The following is a 20304-nucleotide window of genomic DNA, read 5'->3' as shown; positions in this document are numbered from 1 at the left end:
CTCGGGCTGCTAACGTGGAGCGAGAAATTCTTTGAATCTCGCTGTTTTCCCTATCGCAGTGCAGTAGTTGTACGGGAGTTCCACGTTGTACCGCCACATTACGAAGCTCATCGCGCTCGGCGCATTCCTCGCGGTCGCTGCCAGTGCCACCGCTGCCTCTGCTCAGTCCTACTCCGTTGCCCACAGTTCCGATCCGGGAGGTCCAACCTACTCTCCGATCTTGCTGCGCTCCCCGACCAGTGTGTCGCTGAGCGACGATGCCATTTCGTCGAGCATCTCCATCGGGTTTGGGTTCGAGTTTTACGGTACGACGTACACCAGTCTTCGGGTGGGCTCGAACGGCTTCGTGACCTTCGACGGGAGTTCGACCAACAGCGGTTGCTGCTCGGGCGACAGCCTGCCCGACTCGGGCGATCCGAATAATCTCATCGCACTCTGGTGGGAAGACCTGGACCCGCCCGAGGGGGGAAGCATTCGCTACCAGACCGTTGGCAGCGCCCCCAGTCGCACGTTTGTGCTCGAATTTCTGGATATCCAGCATTTCAGCAACACGACCGCGACGGTCAGCCTGCAGTTGCACCTGCACGAGACGTCCAACCTCATCGAGATCCACTTCATGGACGCCCAGGCTGACAGCGGGAGCCATACCGTCGGGGTTGAGAACGCCGCCGGCACCGAGGCGACTGCTTACCTGAACAGCGTGGCCGCGCCGCCGACCGAAGCGAGCACGGCGGTTCGGTTCTCGTTGGACGCCGACGGAGACGGAATCACCGACGGGAACGACAACTGCCCATCGGTGAGCAATGCCTCGCAGACCGACACCGATTCGGACGGGCAGGGCGATGCGTGCGATGCTGATGACGACAACGACGGTGTGAGCGATTCGAATGACCCGCAACCGCTCGACCCGACGGTATGTGGCGACAGCGATGCCGATACGTGTGACGACTGCTCGGTGGGCGTCGACGGCTTCGGCTCGAGCGCCGATTCGCGGCCGAATAACGACGGCACTGACACCGACGGAGACGGCCAGTGCAACGCCGGTGATGCCGACGACGATAATGACGGACGAAACGACGGCACGGATCCGAGTTCGCTCGACCCGAACGTATGCGGCGACGAGGATCTCGACTCGTGCGACGACTGCTCGGTGGGCGTCGATGGGTTTGGTTCGGCGAGCGATGCCGACCCGGCCAACGACGGTCCTGACGCTGATGGTGACGGTGTCTGTGATGCAGGCGATCCCGCGCCGGTGGCGAACGACGACAGCTACTCGGTCGACGAGGACGGGACGCTGACGGTGAGCGCCGTCCAGGGCCTGCTGGTCGACGACACCGACGGCGACAACGATACACTGACCGCTGCGACGCATGCCTCGCCTAGCCACGGCACTCTGACGCTCCACGCCGACGGGTCTTTCGAGTACGTGCCGAATGCCGACTATGCCGGCTCGGACTCTTTTGCCTATGTGGCTAACGACGGCACCTCCGATTCGAACCCCGCCACGGTCACCATCACGGTGCGCCCGCTGGCCGACGCGCCCGAGTTTGTCTCGCCGACGCCGAGTGGTCCGCTGAGCGCCCAGCAGGGCCAGGCGCTGACGTTTGCGCTCGCCGCGAACGACGCTGATGGTGACGCGATCACTTACGCTGTTCGGGGCCTTCCGTCTTCGGCGAGCACCGATGCCTCCACGGGCGCTTTCTCGTGGACACCGGGCTACGCCGACGGCGGCACCTGGGTGGCGACGCTGGTCGCTTCGGATGGCAACCTCGAGGTGACCCGTGATGTCGACATCACCGTCAACGTCGACGATACGGACGCCGATGGGGCACCTGACGGCGGTGAGAGCGCGCTGGGCCTCGATTCCTCGAACCCGGACACCGACGGCGACGGGATCCTCGACGGCGAGGAGCTCGGCGCGGTCCACGCGCCGGTCGACACCGACTCCGATGGGACCATCGACGCGCTCGACGACGACTCGGACGGTGACGGCGTGAGCGACGCCGACGAAGCCGGCGACGACGACCTGCAGACCGCGCCGGTCGACACCGACGGCGACGGCACGCCTGACTATCGTGACGACGACTCGGACGACGACACAGTGGCCGATGCCGAGGACAACTGCCGCACGGTCGAAAACCCCGACCAGAGCGACGCCGACGGCGACGGGCAGGGCGATGCCTGCGACGACGATTCGGACAATGACGGACTCGCCGACCTTGTCGAAACGCCTGTGGGGCTCGACCCGATGGACCCCGACACCGATTCGGACGGAATCGGCGATTGGGACGAAGTTGGCGACATCGCAGCGCCTCGTGACACCGACGCAGATGGAACGATCGACGCGCTCGACGACGACTCGGACGGTGATGGCGTGAGCGACGCTGACGAAGCCGGCGACGACGACCTGCAGACCGCGCCGGTCGACACCGACGGCGACGGCACGCCCGATTATCGCGACGAGGACTCGGACGGCGACGGTGTGGGCGACAACCAGGATAACTGTCGGATCGTGGAGAACGCAGACCAGGCCGACGCGGACGGCAACGGCGTCGGTGATGTCTGCGACGGCGACACCGATGGCGACGGCCACCAAAACGATCTCGACAACTGCCCGCTGGTGGTAAACCCGGACCAGTCCGACTTCGACGGTGACGGTCAGGGGGACCTGTGTGATGCCGACGTCGACGGCGATGGTGTCAACGATGATGCCGACAATTGCCTCGACCTGCCCAACGAAGAGCAGGGCGACGTCGATGGCGACGGCGTGGGCGACGCCTGTGACGACGATGCCGACGCCGACGGGTTGGTCAACGCCGACGACAACTGCCCGTTGATTGGCAACCCCGAGCAGATCGATCTCGACAACGATGGGCTCGGCGACGAATGCGATGATGACACGGACGGTGACGAGTTTGCCGACGTCGACGACGAGTGCCCTCGTCAAATCGGGACCACGGAGAGCGGTTGTCCGCAACTCGTCAGCGAAGCCGGCGGCTGTGGGTGTAATAGCACCGGCGCACCGGCTGAAGGTGCGCTGGCGCTGCTGGCGTTGTTCGGGTGGGTTTGGGCGTCGCGGCGGCGCCCCACGGGCGAGGCGAAAGGCGAAGGGGGAGGCGCAGTCAGGTGAGTTCGGTGCGCGCCTTGTCGTTGGGCATCCGGTCGTTGGGCATCCGGTCGTTGCGCATCCGGTCGTTACGCAGGCGGTTGCGGGCGGCGACGCCATAGGCGTCGACGACCGCCCAGACGTTGACGATCCAGCCCATCGAGAAGAGCCAGAGGACCGCGCAGCTTACGAACATCGCCAGGCCTTTGCCGACCTCACGGTTGTAGATCTGGCCAGTCCCCACAAAGAGCATGCTCAGTAGGGCGGCGACCATCGGGTCAGCCTGCCGGTGCGTCATCAGGTCGCGCTGCTGGTAGCGCACGAGGTCCTGGCCGTGATGATGACTTTCGCCCTCGCGGCGACGCCGCCCGTCGTGGTGCGCTGGGGGACGATGGGGCTGCGTCGGCTCCCAGGGACCATCCGCCAATGTCATCGCAGCGCCGTCGGTGTCCCATGAGTCGGACGGGTAGCCGGCGGTGCCGTCACAGCCGTCGGGCGATTGAGCATCAGGGGCGGGTTGGCGGCGGGACCGGTAGGGCGGCTGCTGCACGCGCGGTGGTGCCTGCGGGGCGGCCGAGCCGACGGCGCCGTCAAAACCGTGCGGCTGCCGCCAGTCGTTTCGGGGAGCGTGCGCTTGCACCTGCGGTGCGCGGGAGACGCTCGCCGCCTCTCTTCGTTGCTCTTCGCGTCGTTGCTCGATCTCGAACTTCGCGTCCGCGCTCACCGTGTAGTAGAGCTGGCCGTTGTCGTCGAAATCGAGATCGAGCAAGGAGCGCTTGACCATCTCATCGAGCAACTGCTCGGCCGCGCGCGACGTCAGATCGAGCTCATAGGCGATGAATGACGGGGTCAGGCTGGCATGGTCCTGCTCGAGGAACACCGTCAAAACGCGATTGAATGTGGGATCGGCGTGATACATGGAGTCTGGCCACGTCGGAGCAAAGAGGGCGCGTGCCGCCGGACGACAGAGGCCGGCGGTCGTCAGCGCAGTCGTCTTGCTCGACCAGTCTGCCAGTCGCATACCTGCCACGCAAGCGCGACTGACATTTGCGCGTGCATTTTACCGAGAGATTTCGATTTGTTGGCCAAGATTGTGGGCGCGGGATGGGGGCACAAACGCGGCGTTTAAGTCGGGCTCGCGCCGGATCTCGAGGGTCGCTTCGACGCCCTGGTGGTCCGACAGATAGGTCGTGCCGCACACGTTGTTCTTGAAGTCGAGCGACGACGCGTTGAGCACCTCGACGGCCATGTCGGGGACAAGCGCCGGCGGTCCGAAATGCAGCACGTAATCCAGGCGCATGCGCTCGCGCCACTGCTCGCCGACGTTGAGGTCGGTGCAAGGAGCCATATTCTGCCCGCTGCAGTTGTAGGTGCTCGCCTGACGGGTGCCGGCGGCATCGAAGGACCATTTGCCGGTGTGCCTGCGGAAGGCGTCGACCGGAAATGGACGGCAGGCGGCGAAGCAAGCAGCCGTCTCGCACTGCGCGCACGTGTTGCCTAGCTGCGCCATCGCCGTGGCATATTCGGTCAGGTCGCCCGACTCGGGGTGGCGCGGCCGCCAGCGAAGCCCGTTGACGTTGAGGTCTCCCATCAACACGGTTGGCCACCGGTCGAGCATCGGCTGAGAGTCCATGAAGCGCTGGATCTGGGCGAGTTGGCTGGCCCGGGCTCTGCGCGCGCTCTCGTCCCCACCGGAGTTCATGTGGGTGACGATGACGTTGACCTTGAGGTTGTTCGATACGCGCACCAACGCCCACAGAAAGCCCTTGGTGGCCAGACAATCGTTGAAGTCACCGCTGCAGCGCTCGAAGGTGTGGGCGGCGGAGTGCTCGATGGGATGGCGGCTCATAAGAGACAGGCCGCCGTTGGTGCGAAATCCACGCGACTCGGGTTGGCCGAGAAGTTGGTACGGGAAACGCTCCTGCAAATTGGTCGCGAGCGTGTCCAACCGGTCGCGGTCGAACGTCTCGTTCAGCGCAATGATATCACGTGGGATGGGCTCGTTGGCCAACCGGCGGGAGATCTGCTCGGCGCGACACGCCGTCTTGTCGCCCCAGCCGATCGGCGGGGGGCGCAAGAAGGCATTGTAGGTCAACACCCGCAAGGTCTCCTGGACCGGGCGGTGGTCGATGGTGTCGACTGTGACGCTATCCTGTGCGGACTCCCCCGTCCGCATCGTAGGATTGCTGACCGAGGTCAGCGTCAAGAGCAAGACGATGCTTGCGATTCCGAACTCTCGCATTGGAAAGCTCCAAAGGCTGGCGTTCGAGCCTTTCCCCCATGATCGCTCCCGGCGTGAGTGGACCGCGGCGAACGGGCCGCGTTCACGTCAGGAGCATCCCCGTCGTTAAGTGCGTTGCAGTCTTTAAACATGGGCACGAACGACGGGGATTACTAGGGGTGGAGCTTTGACAACCGCGTGATGGAAACCGCCGCATCAGTAACGAGCGGCGACGCCGTCGGAGCCCGGATTGCCCGAGGACGTGCCGCCGCGGCCAGCTTGGCCGGTGCTGATGGTGTTGGTGCCCGGCAGGTTCAAGTTGGTGTTGACGCGGTAGATACCATAGGAGTTACCACCCGCGCCGCCACCGCCGTTGCCGCCGTTGCCGCCGTCGCCGCCGTCGCCGCCGGCGCCGCCGGCGCCGACTTCGCTCGTGCAGTACTGACCACCGTTGGCGCCGTTGCCACCGCCACTGCCGAAGCCGCCGGTGCCGCCTGCACCGCCATTGCCGCCGTTGCCCGACGCGATGACGTTATTTTCGAGGGTCACGCCGGTCGATTCGACGAAGAAGAGGCCAAACGAGGTGCCGCCGGCCTGGCCGCCGGTGCCGCCGAGGCCGCCGCAGCCGGCGCCGCCACCGCCGCCGCCGCCGTTGCCCGAGCCATCGTTGACCCAGAAACCACCCTGGCCGCCACCGCCACCGCCGCCGCCGCCGCCGTTGCCGTGCTCGCCGGTGGCGCCGTCGGCGCCGCTATTGCCGACCCAGTAGCCGCTCTGGACCTGGCCGCCCGAGCCGCCTTGACCGTTGCTTCCATTGGCCCCATCGGTACCCATGCCGCCCGGGCCGCCGTCGCCGGCGCTCGACGAGCCGGCATAGCCGCCCGAGATACCGTAGTTGCCCGGCGAGCCGGCGACTCCGGAGTTGCTGCCTTCGTAGCCGCCACGGCCGCCCGAGCCGCCGCTTCGACCGCAGCCCGAGCTGCCGCCCGAGCCGCCGCGTCCGTAACCGCCGCCGTCGCACGAGCCGCTGCCGCCAGGGCTGGCATCGTAGCCTCGCCCGAAGGCGTCGAAGCCACTGGTGCCGTCGCTGCCAGCGTCGCCGTTGGACGCCGCACCGGCGGTGACCTTGGTGTTCTGGATCGTCAGTGCGTCGCAGGTGTGGCAGTAGACTGCGTAGTTCGACTGTCCGCCGCCGCCGGTCACGTCGGCCGTGGCGATGTCGAGCATGCCGAGCACCGTCGGCGAACTGATGTTGATCCCCTTGACCGCGATCATGCGCCCGCTGCCTCCGGGGTAGAAGATACGGCTCGTGCCCGAGCCGGTGCGCATCCAGTTGCTCGCCTCGTCATAGCCGCCAAAGATCGAGACGCCACTGACCAAGGTGACCTGCTCGTCGTATTGGCCGGTGGCCACATAGATGTGGTCGAGGCCGCTGGTCGACTGCGCCAGCGAAAGGGCGGCACCGATGGAGGCCAGGGGGGCGTCGATGGTGCCCGAGGCGGAGTCCGATCCGTTGGTCGACACGAAGATGCCGCGCGCGATCTCGCCGTCGATGCCGTCGCAGTTGGCGTCGACGCCGGATGCGTCGGGCGCGTCGTCGGAGCTCTGGACGGTGCATTGGTATTCGCAGCCGTCGGCGGTGTTGCCGTTCAGATCTACCCAGCCCGACAGACAGTCGACGAAGCTGCAGCTGCCGGAGCTGCACATCGAGCTGGCGTTGGGGAAGGAGCATGCCTGGTTGCAACCGCCGCAGTGACTCAAGTTCGAGGAGGTGTCGATCTCGCAGCCGGTGCTCAGATCACTGTCACAGTCGGCGAAGTCGCCCTCACATGCCTCGAAGGTGCAATTGCCCGATGCGCATTGCTCGGTGGCATTCTCGTAGTCGCACACGTCGCCGCAGGTGCCGCAGTGATCCAGACTGTTGAGGTTGGCTTCGCAGCCGTTGGTCGGGTCGCCATCGCAATCATCGTAGGTGCCGCTGCACGAATCGATCTCGCAGGTGCCTGCGTTGCACGCGGCGGTGGCGTTGTCGAAGACGCACCGGGTGCCACAGGCGCCGCAGTTGGCGGTGTCGGTGGCCGTGTCGACTTCGCAGCCGTTGCTCATGTCTCCGTCGCAATCGGCCGTGCCAGGGCCGCAGAGGCCGAAGCTACCCGACAGTGGTACCGAGATCGTCTCGTCGGCGCCGGCTCCCACGTCGACCAGTAGCTCGAGGGCGTCAGCGCCAAAGGCGGCGTCTTGGCCGGGTCCGGTGACGCTGACCTCGAAGAAGAGCGATTCGCCGGCGGCAAGGGCGGCCGGCAGCGTCTCGTCCGAGGAGGTTGGTTCGGCTTCGTCGGTGTAGCGCAGCGGCTGCATGGTGAAATTCGCATCGGCAATCGTCGCCTCATTGACCATCAGTTCGGTGCTGCCGGTATTGTCGACGCGCAGCAGGCGCGTGACTGTCTCGGCGGCGTGGACCGTGCCGAAGGCAAGTGTGCCGTCCTCGGCGCACTCTCCCCAGGGGCCTTCTTCGTTCAGCGCACACGCCTCGTATGCGATGACGCCGGCGTCCTTGGCGGTGTCTTCGCCGCCCGAGTCGTCGGTATCCGATGGCGTTTCGGTGTCGGAGGTGTCGACGCCGGCATCGCTGACTGCCGCATCGCTGCCGGAGTCCTCGGCGTCGGGGTTGCCCTGGGTTCCTTTGGCGATCTCCGATTCGGCACAGCCGACAAAGAGGACCGTACAGAGACACATGAGAAATGTTGCCGACCTGATCAACCGATACATGGCGGACCGCTTCCTGGCGTTGTGATGTGATTAAAGGCTGTCCCTAGGATACTCAAAGACGACACGCGGGGCAAGAAGTCGGTTTTTTTGGTGGAAGATGAGGATGCTGTGAGGTTCGCGGCTTCAAGAACAGCTTGTTGTGATCATATTGCTACTGATTTCTGTCCCACCAGCTTTTCGAGTCTCATGACAACTACAGACGCAGCAGAACACCCGGATTACGGCGGCCAGGAAAGTGCTGACGAGCAGAGCTCCGAGCAGGGGCCGCAGCCTTCCGAGGGAAGCGAGCCGGTCGTGGAGACTCCGTGGGCCAAGTCGTCCGACGACGTGCTCGACGAACTCGATAGCTCTGCCGAGGGCTTGTCGGACGGAGAGAGCGAGCGCCGCCGCGACGAATATGGCCCCAACCAGCTTCGCCAATTCGAGCGGCGCGGGATGTGGAGTGTGCTCATCGACCAGCTCAAGAGCATGGTCGTGCTCTTGTTGGCTGTGGCGGCGGGTGTGGCGCTGATCTTCGGCGATTATATCGAGGCCGCAGCCATCGCGGCTGTCATTGTCATCAACACCATCATCGGGTTTGTCACCGAGCTTCGCGCGGTGCGCTCGATGGAGGCGCTCCAAGAATTCGAGGACATCGAGTGTGAGGTGATTCGCGAGGGCACCGAAGAGACGATCTCGGCGCGTGAGTTGGTCCCCGGGGATGTGGTCGCCCTCGAAAGCGGCGACGTTGTGCCCGCCGACCTGCGTCTGGTCGACGTCGCCGAATTGTCTATCGACGAGTCGGCGCTCACCGGTGAATCGGTGCCGGTCGAAAAGCGCGTCGAGGCTGCCGACACGGACAGTCCGTTAGCCGAGCGTCACTCCATGGCCTACAAAGGTACGGCTGTGGCCAGCGGTAGCAGTAAGGGCGTCGTCGTCGCGACGGGCATGAAGACCGAAATCGGCGAGATCGCAGGCATGGTCGCTGCCGCCGGTGCCGAGCAGACGCCGCTCGAAGAGCGCCTCGACAAGCTGGCCCGGCGGCTGGTCTGGGTGACGCTGGTCGTCGCCGCGATCGTGGTCGGCGCGGGGATCTTAGCCGGGCGCGACCTCTTTTTGATGGTCGAGACCGGCATCGCGTTGGCGGTTGCTGCCATCCCCGAGGGCTTGGCCATTGTGGCGACCATCGCGCTGGCGCGCGGCATGTGGCGCATGGTCCATCGCAATGCTCTGGTGCGCCGGCTCTCGTCCGTGGAGACTTTGGGGTCGACCAACGTGATCTGCGTCGACAAGACGGGCACGCTCACCGAAAACCGAATGCGAGCGCGGCGCTACGAACTCGAAAGCGGCAGCGTCGACGTCGACAAACAGGGCGAGGGGCTGCGCTTCGAGCGTGGCGGCGAAGAGGTCGACGTGCACGACGACGAGGTGCTTCGCAGACTTGTGATCGCCTCGGTGTTGGCCAATACGGCCGACATGGACGACGCTGACAGCGGGGAGGCCGGCGGCGACCCGATGGAGGTGGCGCTGTTGGAGTTGGGGCAGCGTGCCGGGTTTGCGCGCGAAGAGTTGACTGATGAGATGCCCGAAGATCGCGTGGAGTCGTTTTCGCGCGAGACCAAGATGATGGCCACCTTCCACGACACCGACGAGGGAATGCTCGTCGCCGTCAAAGGTGCACCCGAGGCGGTGATCGACGCAGCGTCGAGCTACATGGCCGACGGGGAGTGCAAGGATTTCGACGACGAGTCGCGCAAGCGCTGGAAGGAGCGCAACCAACAGGCGGCCGCCGACGGGCTTCGCATGCTCGCCGTGGCCAGCAAGACGGCCGATTCGAGCGACGTCGACCCCTACGAGGGGCTGTGTATGCTCGGTCTGGTCGGCCTGGTCGATCCGCCGAGAAGCGACGTGCCCGAGGCGGTCGAGCGTTGCCGGCACGCTGGCATTCAGGTCGTTATGGTCACCGGCGACCATCCGGCGACCGCCGGACATATTGCCCACGCGGTGAACCTGGTCGACGATGAGGACCCCCAGGTGGTCCGCGGTGACGAACTCGCCGACCCCGAGCATTTTTCCGACGAGCAAAAAGAGAAGTTATTGGGGACCTCGATCTTCGCGCGAGTGAGTCCGCGTCAGAAGCTCAACTTGATCGATCTGCACCAAGATGCCGGTCGGATCGTTGCGATGACGGGCGATGGCGTTAACGACGCGCCTGCTCTGGAGAGCGCCGACATCGGCATCGCGATGGGCGAGCGCGGCACCGAGGTCGCCCGCGAGGCGGCGGATATGGTGCTCCTGGACGATGCCTTCTCGACCATCGTCGCCGCGGTCGAGCAAGGGCGCATCATCTTCAATAACATCCGAAAATTCGTCATTTACCTGCTGTCAGGCAACGTCGGCGAGATTATCGCCGTCGGTGTCGCCGCCGTGCTCGGGTTGCCGCTGCCGCTCTTGCCGCTCCAGATTCTGTACCTGAACATGATCAATGACGTCTTTCCCGCGCTGGCCATCGGGGTGGGGCCGGGAAGCGGCCAGGAGATGGAGCATCCGCCCAGAGATCCTGAAGAGCCCTTCTTGCAGCGCTTTCACTGGGGCGTCATCGCCGCCTACGGCGTGGTCATCGCCGGGACGATCTTCGGCGCATTTTTGACGGCATATCAGGGCTTTGGCATGTCGCAGGAGGAGGCGGTGACCGTCTCATTTCTGACCCTGTCGCTCTCACGCTTGCTGCACGTCTTCAACATGCGCGATGACGACACCGGCTTCATCGATAACGACATCGTCAAGAATAAGTGGATCTGGGGCGCGTTCGTCGTCAGCCTGGGCATGCTCGCTTTGGCCATCTTCTTCGGCCCGCTGGCGAGCATCCTCGAAGTCACGGTGCCGAGTGCGACCGGCTGGGCCATCATCGGCGTGGCGAGCCTCGTGCCGCTGATTGTCGGCCAGATCTATCTGGCCATCCGGGGCATCCGGGGATGACCGGTGGTGAACGGACACCTCGGTTTCGGCAGGGCGTTCGACGTTCAGGGCGCAGTTAGATCGCCTTGTTCTTTCCAGTCACGATGCGATTGCGTCCGCTGGTCTTGCCGTCGTACAGGCGGCGATCGGCGGCGTCGAATAGCTCGTCACGGGTGACGCCGTCGTCGGGGTAGGCCGAGATCCCGATGGTCAGGGTGACCGGGTGGTCGAGGTCGGGATGGTCGAACTCGAAGCGACTGAGTCGCCGGGCGACATCTTGGGCTTGCTCGAGACCGGAGTCGGGGAGCAGAACGAGGAATTCGTCACCGCCTAATCGAAAGGCGTGGTCGCCTTCGCGGATGGCCTGACGCACCGTCGCCGCGATTTGCTCGAGGACGCGGTCGCCCTCGGCATGGCCCAAAGTGTCGTTGATCTGCTTGAAACGGTCGGCGTCGATCAACACGATCGAGAAGCGGTCTGAGCTTGCGCCGGCTTGCCGCTGGAGCAACTTACCGACCATCAGGTTGTAGGTGCGCCGGTTGAGCAAGCCCGTCATCGGGTCGGTGGTGGCCGCTTCGCGAAGCTCGCTGAGGTTTTCTTGGAAGAGCAGTACGTCGAGGAGTTGGCGAGATGAACTGTTCTCGGGGGCGTGGTGATTCTGCAGATACGCGCCCCAGGCGATGCCGAAGGCGAGCCCGCCGAGCGTCTTGGAGACCAGTCCGCTGACCAAAAATTGCTCATAGTTCGGGCTGTCCCAGAACAGAATCGACAGAAACGCAATCGTGTCGAAGGCAAGCGTTGCGCTCAGTGCGACCGACAGGTGCACTGCGATAGGGACGGTCGGTAGCTTTCGACGCAACCAGTTGAAGGAGAGGACGGCCAGTATCTGGTCGAAATACAGTAAGATGATTCCGACGATGGAGGCGATGAGGCCGCGCTCGAAGAGCTGGGGCGGCAGCTCCATGAGCTTCATCGGCTCGACGACCGAGGCGTGCCAGCTGAGCAAGGCGCCCAACGCGCTGGGAACGAGGTTCCCCAGCAGCACGGCATAGAGGACTGTGCGCGCTTGGATGACGCCATCGCGCGCAAACGCGTAGAGAAGAATCGACAGATTGCCCGCGAAGAGAATGGACGAGGCCGGATTGATATAGAGCCCGTCACCCACCGGCCAGAAATAGCTGGCCGCCAGCACCGCCTGGAACGGCTGCATCGCTGCCACCACCGCGACCACCGCGCTCATCCCGAGTCGAGACTTCAGGCGATACGCCCCCAAGAGGAGGGCGCTTACCAAGCAAAACTCGAGGCCGAAAAACGCGAGGTTCATAGCGCAGCTACTGCATGCCGGTACGGCTCGACTGACGTCTAGCCGGAGAATCGGCTACAGGCTAGCCGAGTCGGCCCACCGAGAAAAGCTGGGTACGAAAAGATTGTGTGACGATCTCTGGGGAGCGAGAGGAGTCGAGAGCTGTTGGCGTTGACAGGGGCGAGGGCGAGAGGTAAGTGCGTGTGGTTCTATGTGCGTGTGAAGTCTCCGGCGAATTTACGTTCCTTTTCGAGGGGTTGTAAGGGGCCGGCCGAGTAGTTGACTCTTTTTGAATTGGGAATCTGTTAAATGAAGCGCCTGAAGCATCTCGTTGTACTTGTTTTTGCCGCGGCCATTTTACTGCCCGTCGCGGCAGAGGCCGCCACAACCAGCAGCGTCTACGTCTTGCTCAAGAACGGAGGAAGCGGGGACTTCACCTACTACAATCAGGTCAAGGTGTTCGCGAACGCCGACTACGATGCCTACGACCGCATCGAGTGGGCGCCGGAGTATCGGTGGGAGACCGTTTCACCTGGCGAGACGTTCACGGCACGGTTTTCGGGGCTGTACGTCTACAGTGGCTGGCAGGGGACTTACCAGTTTGAAGTCAGCTTTGAAGACAACAACTACACGAAAAACACGGTGGTGATTGACGGGGTACGCTTCAACTCCTCGTACAAGACCTATTATGTCTCGAAGCTGGGTGTGACGACGTATCGACCCAGCGATTACTGGGCGCTCGAGGTGGCTCCTGACGGCGGCAACAGCGCCCCGGAAGAGGTCGCCATTCGAGGCTGCTACCCCGACTATCCCGATTACGAGAGTTCGTTGTACGTGTGGTGGAGTCTATCGCCTCGACCCAGTGACTACAGTCACATGACGCTGCAGCGACAAGATCCGGGGTCAACGCGTTGGCAGGACGTGCGCACGACTTTCTGGTGGGGCTCGCAACACTACTCCGACAGTGGCTTGCAGCCGGGGACGACGTACACCTATCGCATCGCGCACTACGACCAGTACGGGGCGGTGAGCTATGGACCGGAGAAAGAGTGCACGACGCGTCAGGGTACGTCCGATGCCGACGGAGACGGGGTGGCTGACTCGGCGGACAACTGTCCGCACACGCCCAATCCCCTGCAACTCGACGCGGACGGCGACGGCCTCGGCGACGCTTGTGACTCGGATGACGACGGTGACGGCGCCGACGACGCGGTAGACAATTGTCCGGCGAGTTACAATCCGGGGCAGCAAGATCTGGACGGCGATGGTCAAGGCGACGTGTGCGACATTGATGACGACAACGACGGGGTCGAAGACGACGCCGATAATTGCCCGACCGTGGCCAACCCCGACCAACTCGACTTTGACGGTGATGGGCAGGGTAATGCGTGTGATCCGGACGATGATGGGGACGGGGTCGAAGACGGTGCTGACAATTGCTCGTTGAGCTACAATCCCGCCCAAGAAGACCTCGACGGCGACGGTTTGGGCGACGAATGCGACCCTGACATCGATGGTGACGGCTGGGACAACGACGCCGACTGCGCGCCTTACGACCCGGCCATCAACCCGGACGCCCAAGAGATCCCGTATGACGGTGTCGACAACAACTGCAATGGCATGGAAGACGACACCATCGATGGGGCGGTCGACATTGTCGAAGACGCCTTGTGCGACATCCCGGCGGGTGCTTGGAAAGTCGGTGGCGGTTGTGGCGCACTGAAGAACAAGCTGCGTGCGATTGCCAACAAAGTCGACGCGGCGCTGCGCACCGGCAAGACCGCGCAGATCGACGCGGCCATCCGCCAGGTCGAAAACGACCTGCTTCCGAAGCTCGACGGGTGTGCAGCCAACGGTACGCCGGACAACGACGACTGGGTGCAGGAGTGCACCTATCAAGAAACTGCCTACGATTTGCTTCGAGAGTTGCGCGATTGGCTGGTCGCGCTGCGAGACGCGTGAGCCAAGTTTAGCATCAGACATTTTGGGTGCGATGCTGCCACGAGCCGACCGTGACGGTCGGCTCGTGGTGCTCTGGGCTCTCCCCGCACGGTGTCAGACACCATGTTGGCGGGTTGGATATTTCATTTTAATCACGGTGTCAGACACCGTGTTGGCGGCGTAGCAGGGCGCAGGGGGAGGCTACGATTGTTTACGGCGAGGCAATATGAGACGATTCGGGCGAATCAACCCAATGAGAAGGTCGAGGGCGTCATGACTCACTCATCTAGAATCGTCAGCCTCTTTTTGGTGTGTCTGGTGGTGAGCGCGGTCGCTACGCTGGCGGGCGCGCCGGCTCAGACGCAGGAGCACAACCCGTCGACGTTCGTGACGCTGGTATTGCACCAGAAGAAGGCCGAGAGTCTGGTCGCGTTCAAGGAGCAACTCAAGGAGAATGGATTTCAGGAGGCGTTTCCGCCCGAGGGCGTCGAAATCGTCTCTTGGACCGGCTCGCTGGGGCTGGGTCACGTCATTACGCTGCGCCTGCCTACCTACAAAATACCTGAGGTTCGCGAAGTCATCGAGGACCGGCAGTGGGGCGATATCGAGCCCAAGCTGTACTCGTCGTACGACTTCGAGCCGTTTTGGAAGGATATCGGCGGAGAGACCAATGCTGGGGACGAGGTTCACCAAGAGTACACCGTCAACTCACGGCGTATGCTAATCGCCCCATAAATAATGTGCCCCCGGAAATGGTGTCAGACACCATGTGGGGCAGGTTTCATGCGGTTCACGGCGGGATTGGAGTCCTATCGTTACGTTGAATGGGCATGATGTAACCTTTCTAGTTTCCTCGAGAGGGGGGACGTCGTGTCTGTTCCGGGTCTCTTGGCGGATTGCGCCGTATCATTTCGGTCCGTGGCGGACTCGGACTTGCGAAGATGCACTGTGGCGGGTTCACGTCACCTATGACGAGACCGGGTGGGGTACGATGGCTGGGACTTCTGGGATGGACGACGAGACGTCGTCTCAGGACCGCAGTTGCGGCACGGTCATGTTGAACTCACCTTTGCGACCGTAGCAAAACTGATGGCCGGGCGGGATCGTGCCTTCAGGGAATTCGATACGTTTGACCTGGGTCTTGCCCTCACGCCACTTTCCGACTGCTTTTCGGTAGTCGTCGGTCACGTCCCAGCGCTGCTGGCGATACTCCTCGCGCTGCTGGAGGTCACCGCCGTGGCACAGCGGGCGCGGCGCCTTCTTCGGGTTTCTGGGGCGGCTCGACCACTTTTGAGCGAGCACCTTCTTTCTTCCCAGGCACGGTCGACAGCGCTTCTTGGCCAGCTCGCCGGCGTGCTTGTGGCACTCTTCTCGCATCTTCTGGTGGTAGGCCTCGTCATCCATGTCCTCCCACTTCGGCAGCTTGGCCAGCTCCAGCGGGTAGCGCACCGTGGCCATCTCGATGAGTTCTGCCTCGGTCTTGTCCTCGTTCTTCTTCTTTCGCTTCTCGCGCCAGTACGTCTCACGGTCGACCACCTCGCCCACCAGTGGCTCACCGTTGTCGTGGATCTGCCAGGAGCACAGCCCCGGCCACTTCTTCGGATGGCTCACCAGGTCCGACTCACAGGGATTACACACGGTATAGCGAAGTCGATCGATCATCGCGTCGTCGTCGAGCACCTTGGTGGCGGTGTAACGGCGCTCCCAGAAGGTGCCTGTGCGGCCGCGAAGCGCGTTCATTTTGCGGGCGATCTGGCTCTGGAAGTCGCGCATGAACAGGTGAAGTTGCAGCGATTTACAGCGCGCCAGGATGTGGAAGTGGTTGGACATGAAGCAAAACGCAAAGATCTCGACCCCGTAGATCCAGGCATATTTGGCCAGAAGCCCCAGGATGATCTTGTTGACGACCTCGTCGGCGTCGGGCGAGAGCCCGTGGAATTGGTGCTGAGTGCGGTTCACAATCTCGTAGATAGCGTCTTTCTCTTGCTGCCTGAGCGGGTGTCCCATCTGCCAGTCTCCGTGGGTGAAGGTTCATCGACAGCCCTCATTACGGTTTTCGGCAGAATTGCCCGAATCGTTGCGTGATTAGGTGATTTTTTTTGTGAGGCAGCGGGTCGATCGGGGGCACGAGATCGCGCTCAAAGGCGCATGAGAGCTGGACAACATGGTGTCTGACACCGTGTTGGGGGTGGGCGAGATCGGGGGGCGATTTCTGTTTAGGTGAGGCGCCCGGGTTCTTTGACCTCCCAGTGCTCGCGTGCCAGCGCCAACGCTTGTCTGGCCAACTCTTCGTGTCCGGCCTCGGCGGCCGTCTTGCCGAGGAACTCGGCCAACACGGCGAGGTCGCGCACGAAATTGGTGCGACTTTCCATTCGCTCCAGCGCCGCTTCGAACAGCGACCGGGCCGACTCCCACCTCCCGCGCGTCGCCTCACAGGCGGCGAGTCCCACAATGGGAACGGCCACGAAGAGCTGGAAGTCGTTCTTCTCCATGCAGATTCGACTGTCGCGGAACCAGCGGCGTGCCTCATCGAGGTGGCCCATCTCGAACTGGGTCATGGCGATATTGTGCAAGCACAAACACGGCAGCTTGATGGCGCCCACGCCGTTGCTCAGCGCGTAAGCGCGCCGATAGTCGCCCAGCGCGTCTTCATGATTGCCTTCCAGCCGTTTGATCTCACCCAGATTGCCCCACGCCTTCGCCTGGCTCACCGGCGACAGGTGCTCTTGCGCCGCCACCAAAAAGCGCTCCGCGTGAATGCGTGCCTGCTCGAGGTCCTTTTGCGGGCCGTCCAGGTAATATTGTGTGTACCGCTCGTGGACCATCGCGCGGTGGCGCTTGTCGTGCGACGCGCAAAGCGAGCGTGCCTGCTGAAGGGTCTGACGCATCCGGCTGAATTGACCCACGCGGCGCTGCGCGGCGCACATGCTCAACAGCGTCGTGACAGCCTCCTCGCGCATACCGTTTTCCTCGAAAATCGACCGCGCCGACTCGAACGAGTCGAGCGACGCCGCGAAGTCGCCGTTATGCGCCAGCGTGCGCGCCTCTTCGAGCAACGCGATGCCCAACTCGCTGAGCCAGCCGCGTGATCGGGCGACCTGCATGGCCTGCTCGACCAACTCCCGCGCCCGCTGCGGGTCGTGGGCGTGGCGGTATTGGCGCAACAGGTTCGCCCGCTGCAGCCACGATCGCACTTGGCGCACGTCGTGTTTCAGACCGAGCTGGCCGCAGATCTCGTCGATGCGGTCGAGCACTTCCAGACCGGTGGGGCAATCGGCGGCCTGGCGCGCCTCGTTGGCCGCCGCCAACAGCGGCTCGAGGGCGTCCTCGAGCTCACCGGCGCTATAGAGGTGATCACCCCAGCGCTTCCAGATGCCCGGAGTCTCCAGCCCATACAGCTCGTCGAGCATGATGATGCAGTTCTGCTGGTGGTACCCCCAGCGGTCGGCGTTGCGCGCGCCGCGCTCGATCACCTCGCGAAGCGCGCCGTGGACAAACGCCCAGCCCTCTGGGGTGCGATGGGCGAGCTTCTGGTTGACCATCTCGGCCACGAGCCCGTCGGGAATCGCCAGCCCCAGGTTCTTGCACGCCGAGCGCCACTCGACCTCGTCGACCTCGCGCCCCAACGCTGCCGCGACCTCCAAGATCTGGCGCAGTTCGTCCTTTCGCCCCGAATAGTACTTGTCCAGAAAACGCTCGATGCGCTCCTGGCACAGCGCAGACAGGTCGTCGGGAAGCGGCGCATCGGCGCCTTCGCGCAGCGTGAAGCCGTGCGCCGACGGCTCGAGCACGTCGCGTTCGACCCAGTCGCGGACTAGTTGCACTGCAAAGAGTGGGTTGCCGGCGGTGCGCTCTTCGACTTGCCAGGCCAGGTCCGGGCTCAGCGTGAGCAAGTGCTCGATGAGCTCGGCGTGGTTGGGCGACGGCAGTGGGCCGAGCTCCAGCGGAGTCACCGCATCTTCTTGGGCGAGGGCGTCGAGTCGATCGGCCATCGCCGGGCGCTCGATCAACGACTCGTCGCGCGCGGTCATCAAAAAGAGCACCGGCACCTGTTGGTTCGACTCGAGCAAATACTCGACGAGGCCCACTGCATCGGTCGCCCACGCGACATCGTCGAGCCAGAGCATCAGCGGGCGGCGCTTGGCCAGTGCCTGCAAAAAGCGGGCGATGACCGCGTAGCGCTCGCGCTTGGTGCGAAAGTCCACCGGCGGACCATCCAGTTGGGCCGATTCGGCGACGCTCGGACGCAAGAACTCGGTGACGCCACGGGCGGTGTAGTCGAGCAGGTAAGCTTCTTCTTGGCTCGCGTCGAGCTCGAAGAGGGTGTCGATCGTCTCGCACACACGCTGATGCACGTTGCGAGGGCTCATCCCCCAGGTGCTCAGCGGTTGCTCGAGCATACGGCGCAGCGGCTCGAGCGGCTGCGATTGTTGGCTGTGGCTCGCGGCCATGACCGTCACGGCGCCGACCTCGTGGGCGCGCTGGCACATCCATTGGGCCAGGCGGCTCTTGCCGGTGCCCGAGGGGCCGCGGATGAGCACTGCGTGCGGTGTTCCCGTCTCGATGACCTCACCAAGGGCGTCCCAGACCACATCACGCTCGGCCTCGCGGCCGATGAATTCGACTTCGCGCAGCCCGAACAGGTTCAGGCCTGCGCCGATCAGGTGGGTGTCGGGCTTTCGCTGGGTGTCGCGCCGCCAGGTCGGTGGCAACGGCGGTGGCGATGACTCGAATCCTGCTACCGGCTCCGGCAACTCCTTGCCGACACCCTTCCCGCCGCTGGCGTCCTGCCAGGCGCGCTCCGGAATCGACAGGTTGATCATGGCGTCATCGCTCGGCGAAGACGTCTCCTTACAGGTCGTTCGTTGGTCGGGTCTTTCGCGGTCCCCACGCGGTTCGGTCTGGCCCTGTTGGTTCTCCGGCAGGCGCACCGTAGGCATCTCGCCGATGGATTCATCGACCGAGTGCGCCTGCCCAGGCTCGTCATCGGCCCACTCGACGGTGTTCGGCCCCAGCTCGACGCTGTCTTGGTCACCGTGTGCCAGCGGCGCCGGTTGCCTCGGGGCTCGACCCTGCTGGCGCGGTGACGCGCTCCCCCCGTCGAACGCGGAGTCGAGCACCGGCGTCAGTTGCAGAAGCGCCCAAGCGGCGTCGGCGGCGCGGCGATAGCGCTTGCGCGGCTTCTTGGCGAGCAGGCGCATCACCCAGCGCTCGAAGCCGTCCGGCAGTGCAAACCGCGGCTCGATCGGCGGCGGCGCCTGCTCCATGTGGCACATGGCCAGCTTGACGAAGTTCTGCTCCATGAACGGCGGCCTGCCCGAGGCGAACTCGTAGGCGACGCATCCCAGCGCATACAAGTCGGTCCAGGGGCCGTAGTCGCGCCAGGTTCCCTCGAGCTGCTCGGGAGGCGAATAGTCCGGCGAGCCTCGGTAGATGCCGTTTTCTTGAGTGGTCTGGCTGCTAAACGGGTCGAGGGCGTGCGCAATGCCAAAGTCGGTCAGCTTGTAGCGCACGTGAGCGGCTGGGGTCGACGACAGCAAGATGTTGGTCGGTTTGACGTCGCGGTGAATCATGCCGCGTGCGTGGGCGTAGCCGAGCGCGTCGAGCAGCTGGAGCAACAGGTCGCGAAGTGCCGCCCAGTTGGGAATCAGGTTCAGGTTGGTCAGCGCGCCGCGATCGGCCAACTCCATGGCCAGCATGGGGCTTCCGGCGACCAGCGCGCCGTCGGAGGCCGCCGCGGTCGCCTCGGGGATGATCCCATAATCGTACACCGACACGATCCCCGGATGGGCCAACCCGGCGACGGCCTGCACTTCGCGGGCGAATTCGGCACGAAAATCGGGGTCGTGCGCCGACTCGCCGCTCAGCGCCTTGACGGCCACCGGGATCGATTGTTCGCGGTGCACGGCTCGCCACACCGCGCCCATGCCCCCGCTTCCCAGCGGCTCGAGTAGGTCGAATGGTCCCAGAGGTATCGCCATAGACGCGCTTCGCAGCTCACTGCGGAATTCGATGGGTGGTGAGTAG

General features: G+C 64.0%; 10 protein-coding genes. 4 read left to right on the top strand and 6 right to left on the bottom strand.

The genetic code is table 11. The features are described 5' to 3' along the window. Positions 1-85: 85 nt before the first annotated feature. A complete protein-coding gene (locus FIV42_RS02225) occupies positions 86-3130 on the top strand; it encodes a thrombospondin type 3 repeat-containing protein (protein ID WP_141196093.1) in 3045 nt (1014 codons plus the stop codon). Here FIV42_RS02225 and FIV42_RS02220 read toward each other — a convergent pair. The 3 genes from FIV42_RS02220 to FIV42_RS30570 all read right to left on the bottom strand — a co-directional run bounded on the left by FIV42_RS02220 (position 3123) and on the right by FIV42_RS30570 (position 8063). Then, entirely contained in the window at positions 3123-4025 is a 903-nt protein-coding gene (locus tag FIV42_RS02220) for a hypothetical protein (protein WP_141196092.1), read from the bottom strand. The two genes, FIV42_RS02225 and FIV42_RS02220, sit on opposite strands and share 8 nt — an antisense overlap. A 141-nt stretch (positions 4026-4166) precedes the next feature. Further along, positions 4167-5348 carry a sphingomyelin phosphodiesterase gene (locus FIV42_RS02215; protein ID WP_141196091.1) on the bottom strand — a complete coding sequence of 394 codons (1182 nt, stop codon included), beginning with the start codon at positions 5346-5348 and terminating at the stop codon, positions 4167-4169. Positions 5349-5543: 195 nt separating this feature from the next. Beyond that, on the bottom strand, positions 5544-8063 hold the full coding sequence (locus FIV42_RS30570) for a hypothetical protein (protein WP_187027617.1): 2520 nt from the start codon (positions 8061-8063) through the stop codon (positions 5544-5546). 219 nt (positions 8064-8282) lie between these two features. Between FIV42_RS30570 and FIV42_RS02205 the strand changes: the two genes are divergently transcribed. Continuing rightward, positions 8283-11054 carry a cation-translocating P-type ATPase gene (locus FIV42_RS02205; RefSeq protein WP_141196090.1) on the top strand — a complete coding sequence of 924 codons (2772 nt, stop codon included), beginning with the start codon at positions 8283-8285 and terminating at the stop codon, positions 11052-11054. Positions 11055-11109: 55 nt separating this feature from the next. Here FIV42_RS02205 and FIV42_RS02200 read toward each other — a convergent pair whose 3' ends face one another. Further along, the gene (locus FIV42_RS02200; RefSeq protein WP_141196089.1) at positions 11110-12357 is read right to left on the bottom strand and encodes a GGDEF domain-containing protein; all 1248 of its coding nucleotides are present in this window, start codon (positions 12355-12357) and stop codon (positions 11110-11112) included. Positions 12358-12645: 288 nt separating this feature from the next. On the opposite strand from FIV42_RS02200, the gene FIV42_RS31360 reads away from it, so the two are divergent. Then, a complete protein-coding gene (locus FIV42_RS31360) occupies positions 12646-14298 on the top strand; it encodes a thrombospondin type 3 repeat-containing protein (RefSeq protein WP_141196088.1) in 1653 nt (550 codons plus the stop codon). 252 nt (positions 14299-14550) lie between these two features. Continuing rightward, positions 14551-15012 (top strand): hypothetical protein, encoded by a 462-nt coding sequence (locus tag FIV42_RS02190; protein ID WP_141196087.1) that lies wholly within the window; start codon positions 14551-14553, stop codon positions 15010-15012. A 294-nt stretch (positions 15013-15306) separates the two neighbouring features. On the opposite strand, the gene FIV42_RS02185 is transcribed toward FIV42_RS02190, so the two are convergent. Continuing rightward, positions 15307-16284 carry a transposase gene (locus FIV42_RS02185; protein ID WP_141196086.1) on the bottom strand — a complete coding sequence of 326 codons (978 nt, stop codon included), beginning with the start codon at positions 16282-16284 and terminating at the stop codon, positions 15307-15309. A gap of 209 nt (positions 16285-16493) precedes the next feature. Next, entirely contained in the window at positions 16494-20258 is a 3765-nt protein-coding gene (locus FIV42_RS02180) for a serine/threonine-protein kinase (RefSeq protein ID WP_141196085.1), read from the bottom strand. Positions 20259-20304 lie beyond the last annotated feature (46 nt).

The organism is Persicimonas caeni (genome assembly GCF_006517175.1).
In the GTDB taxonomy this organism is placed as follows: Bacteria; Myxococcota_A; Bradymonadia; order Bradymonadales; family Bradymonadaceae; genus Persicimonas; species Persicimonas caeni.
This window is presented reverse-complemented; position numbering and strand designations above follow the sequence as displayed.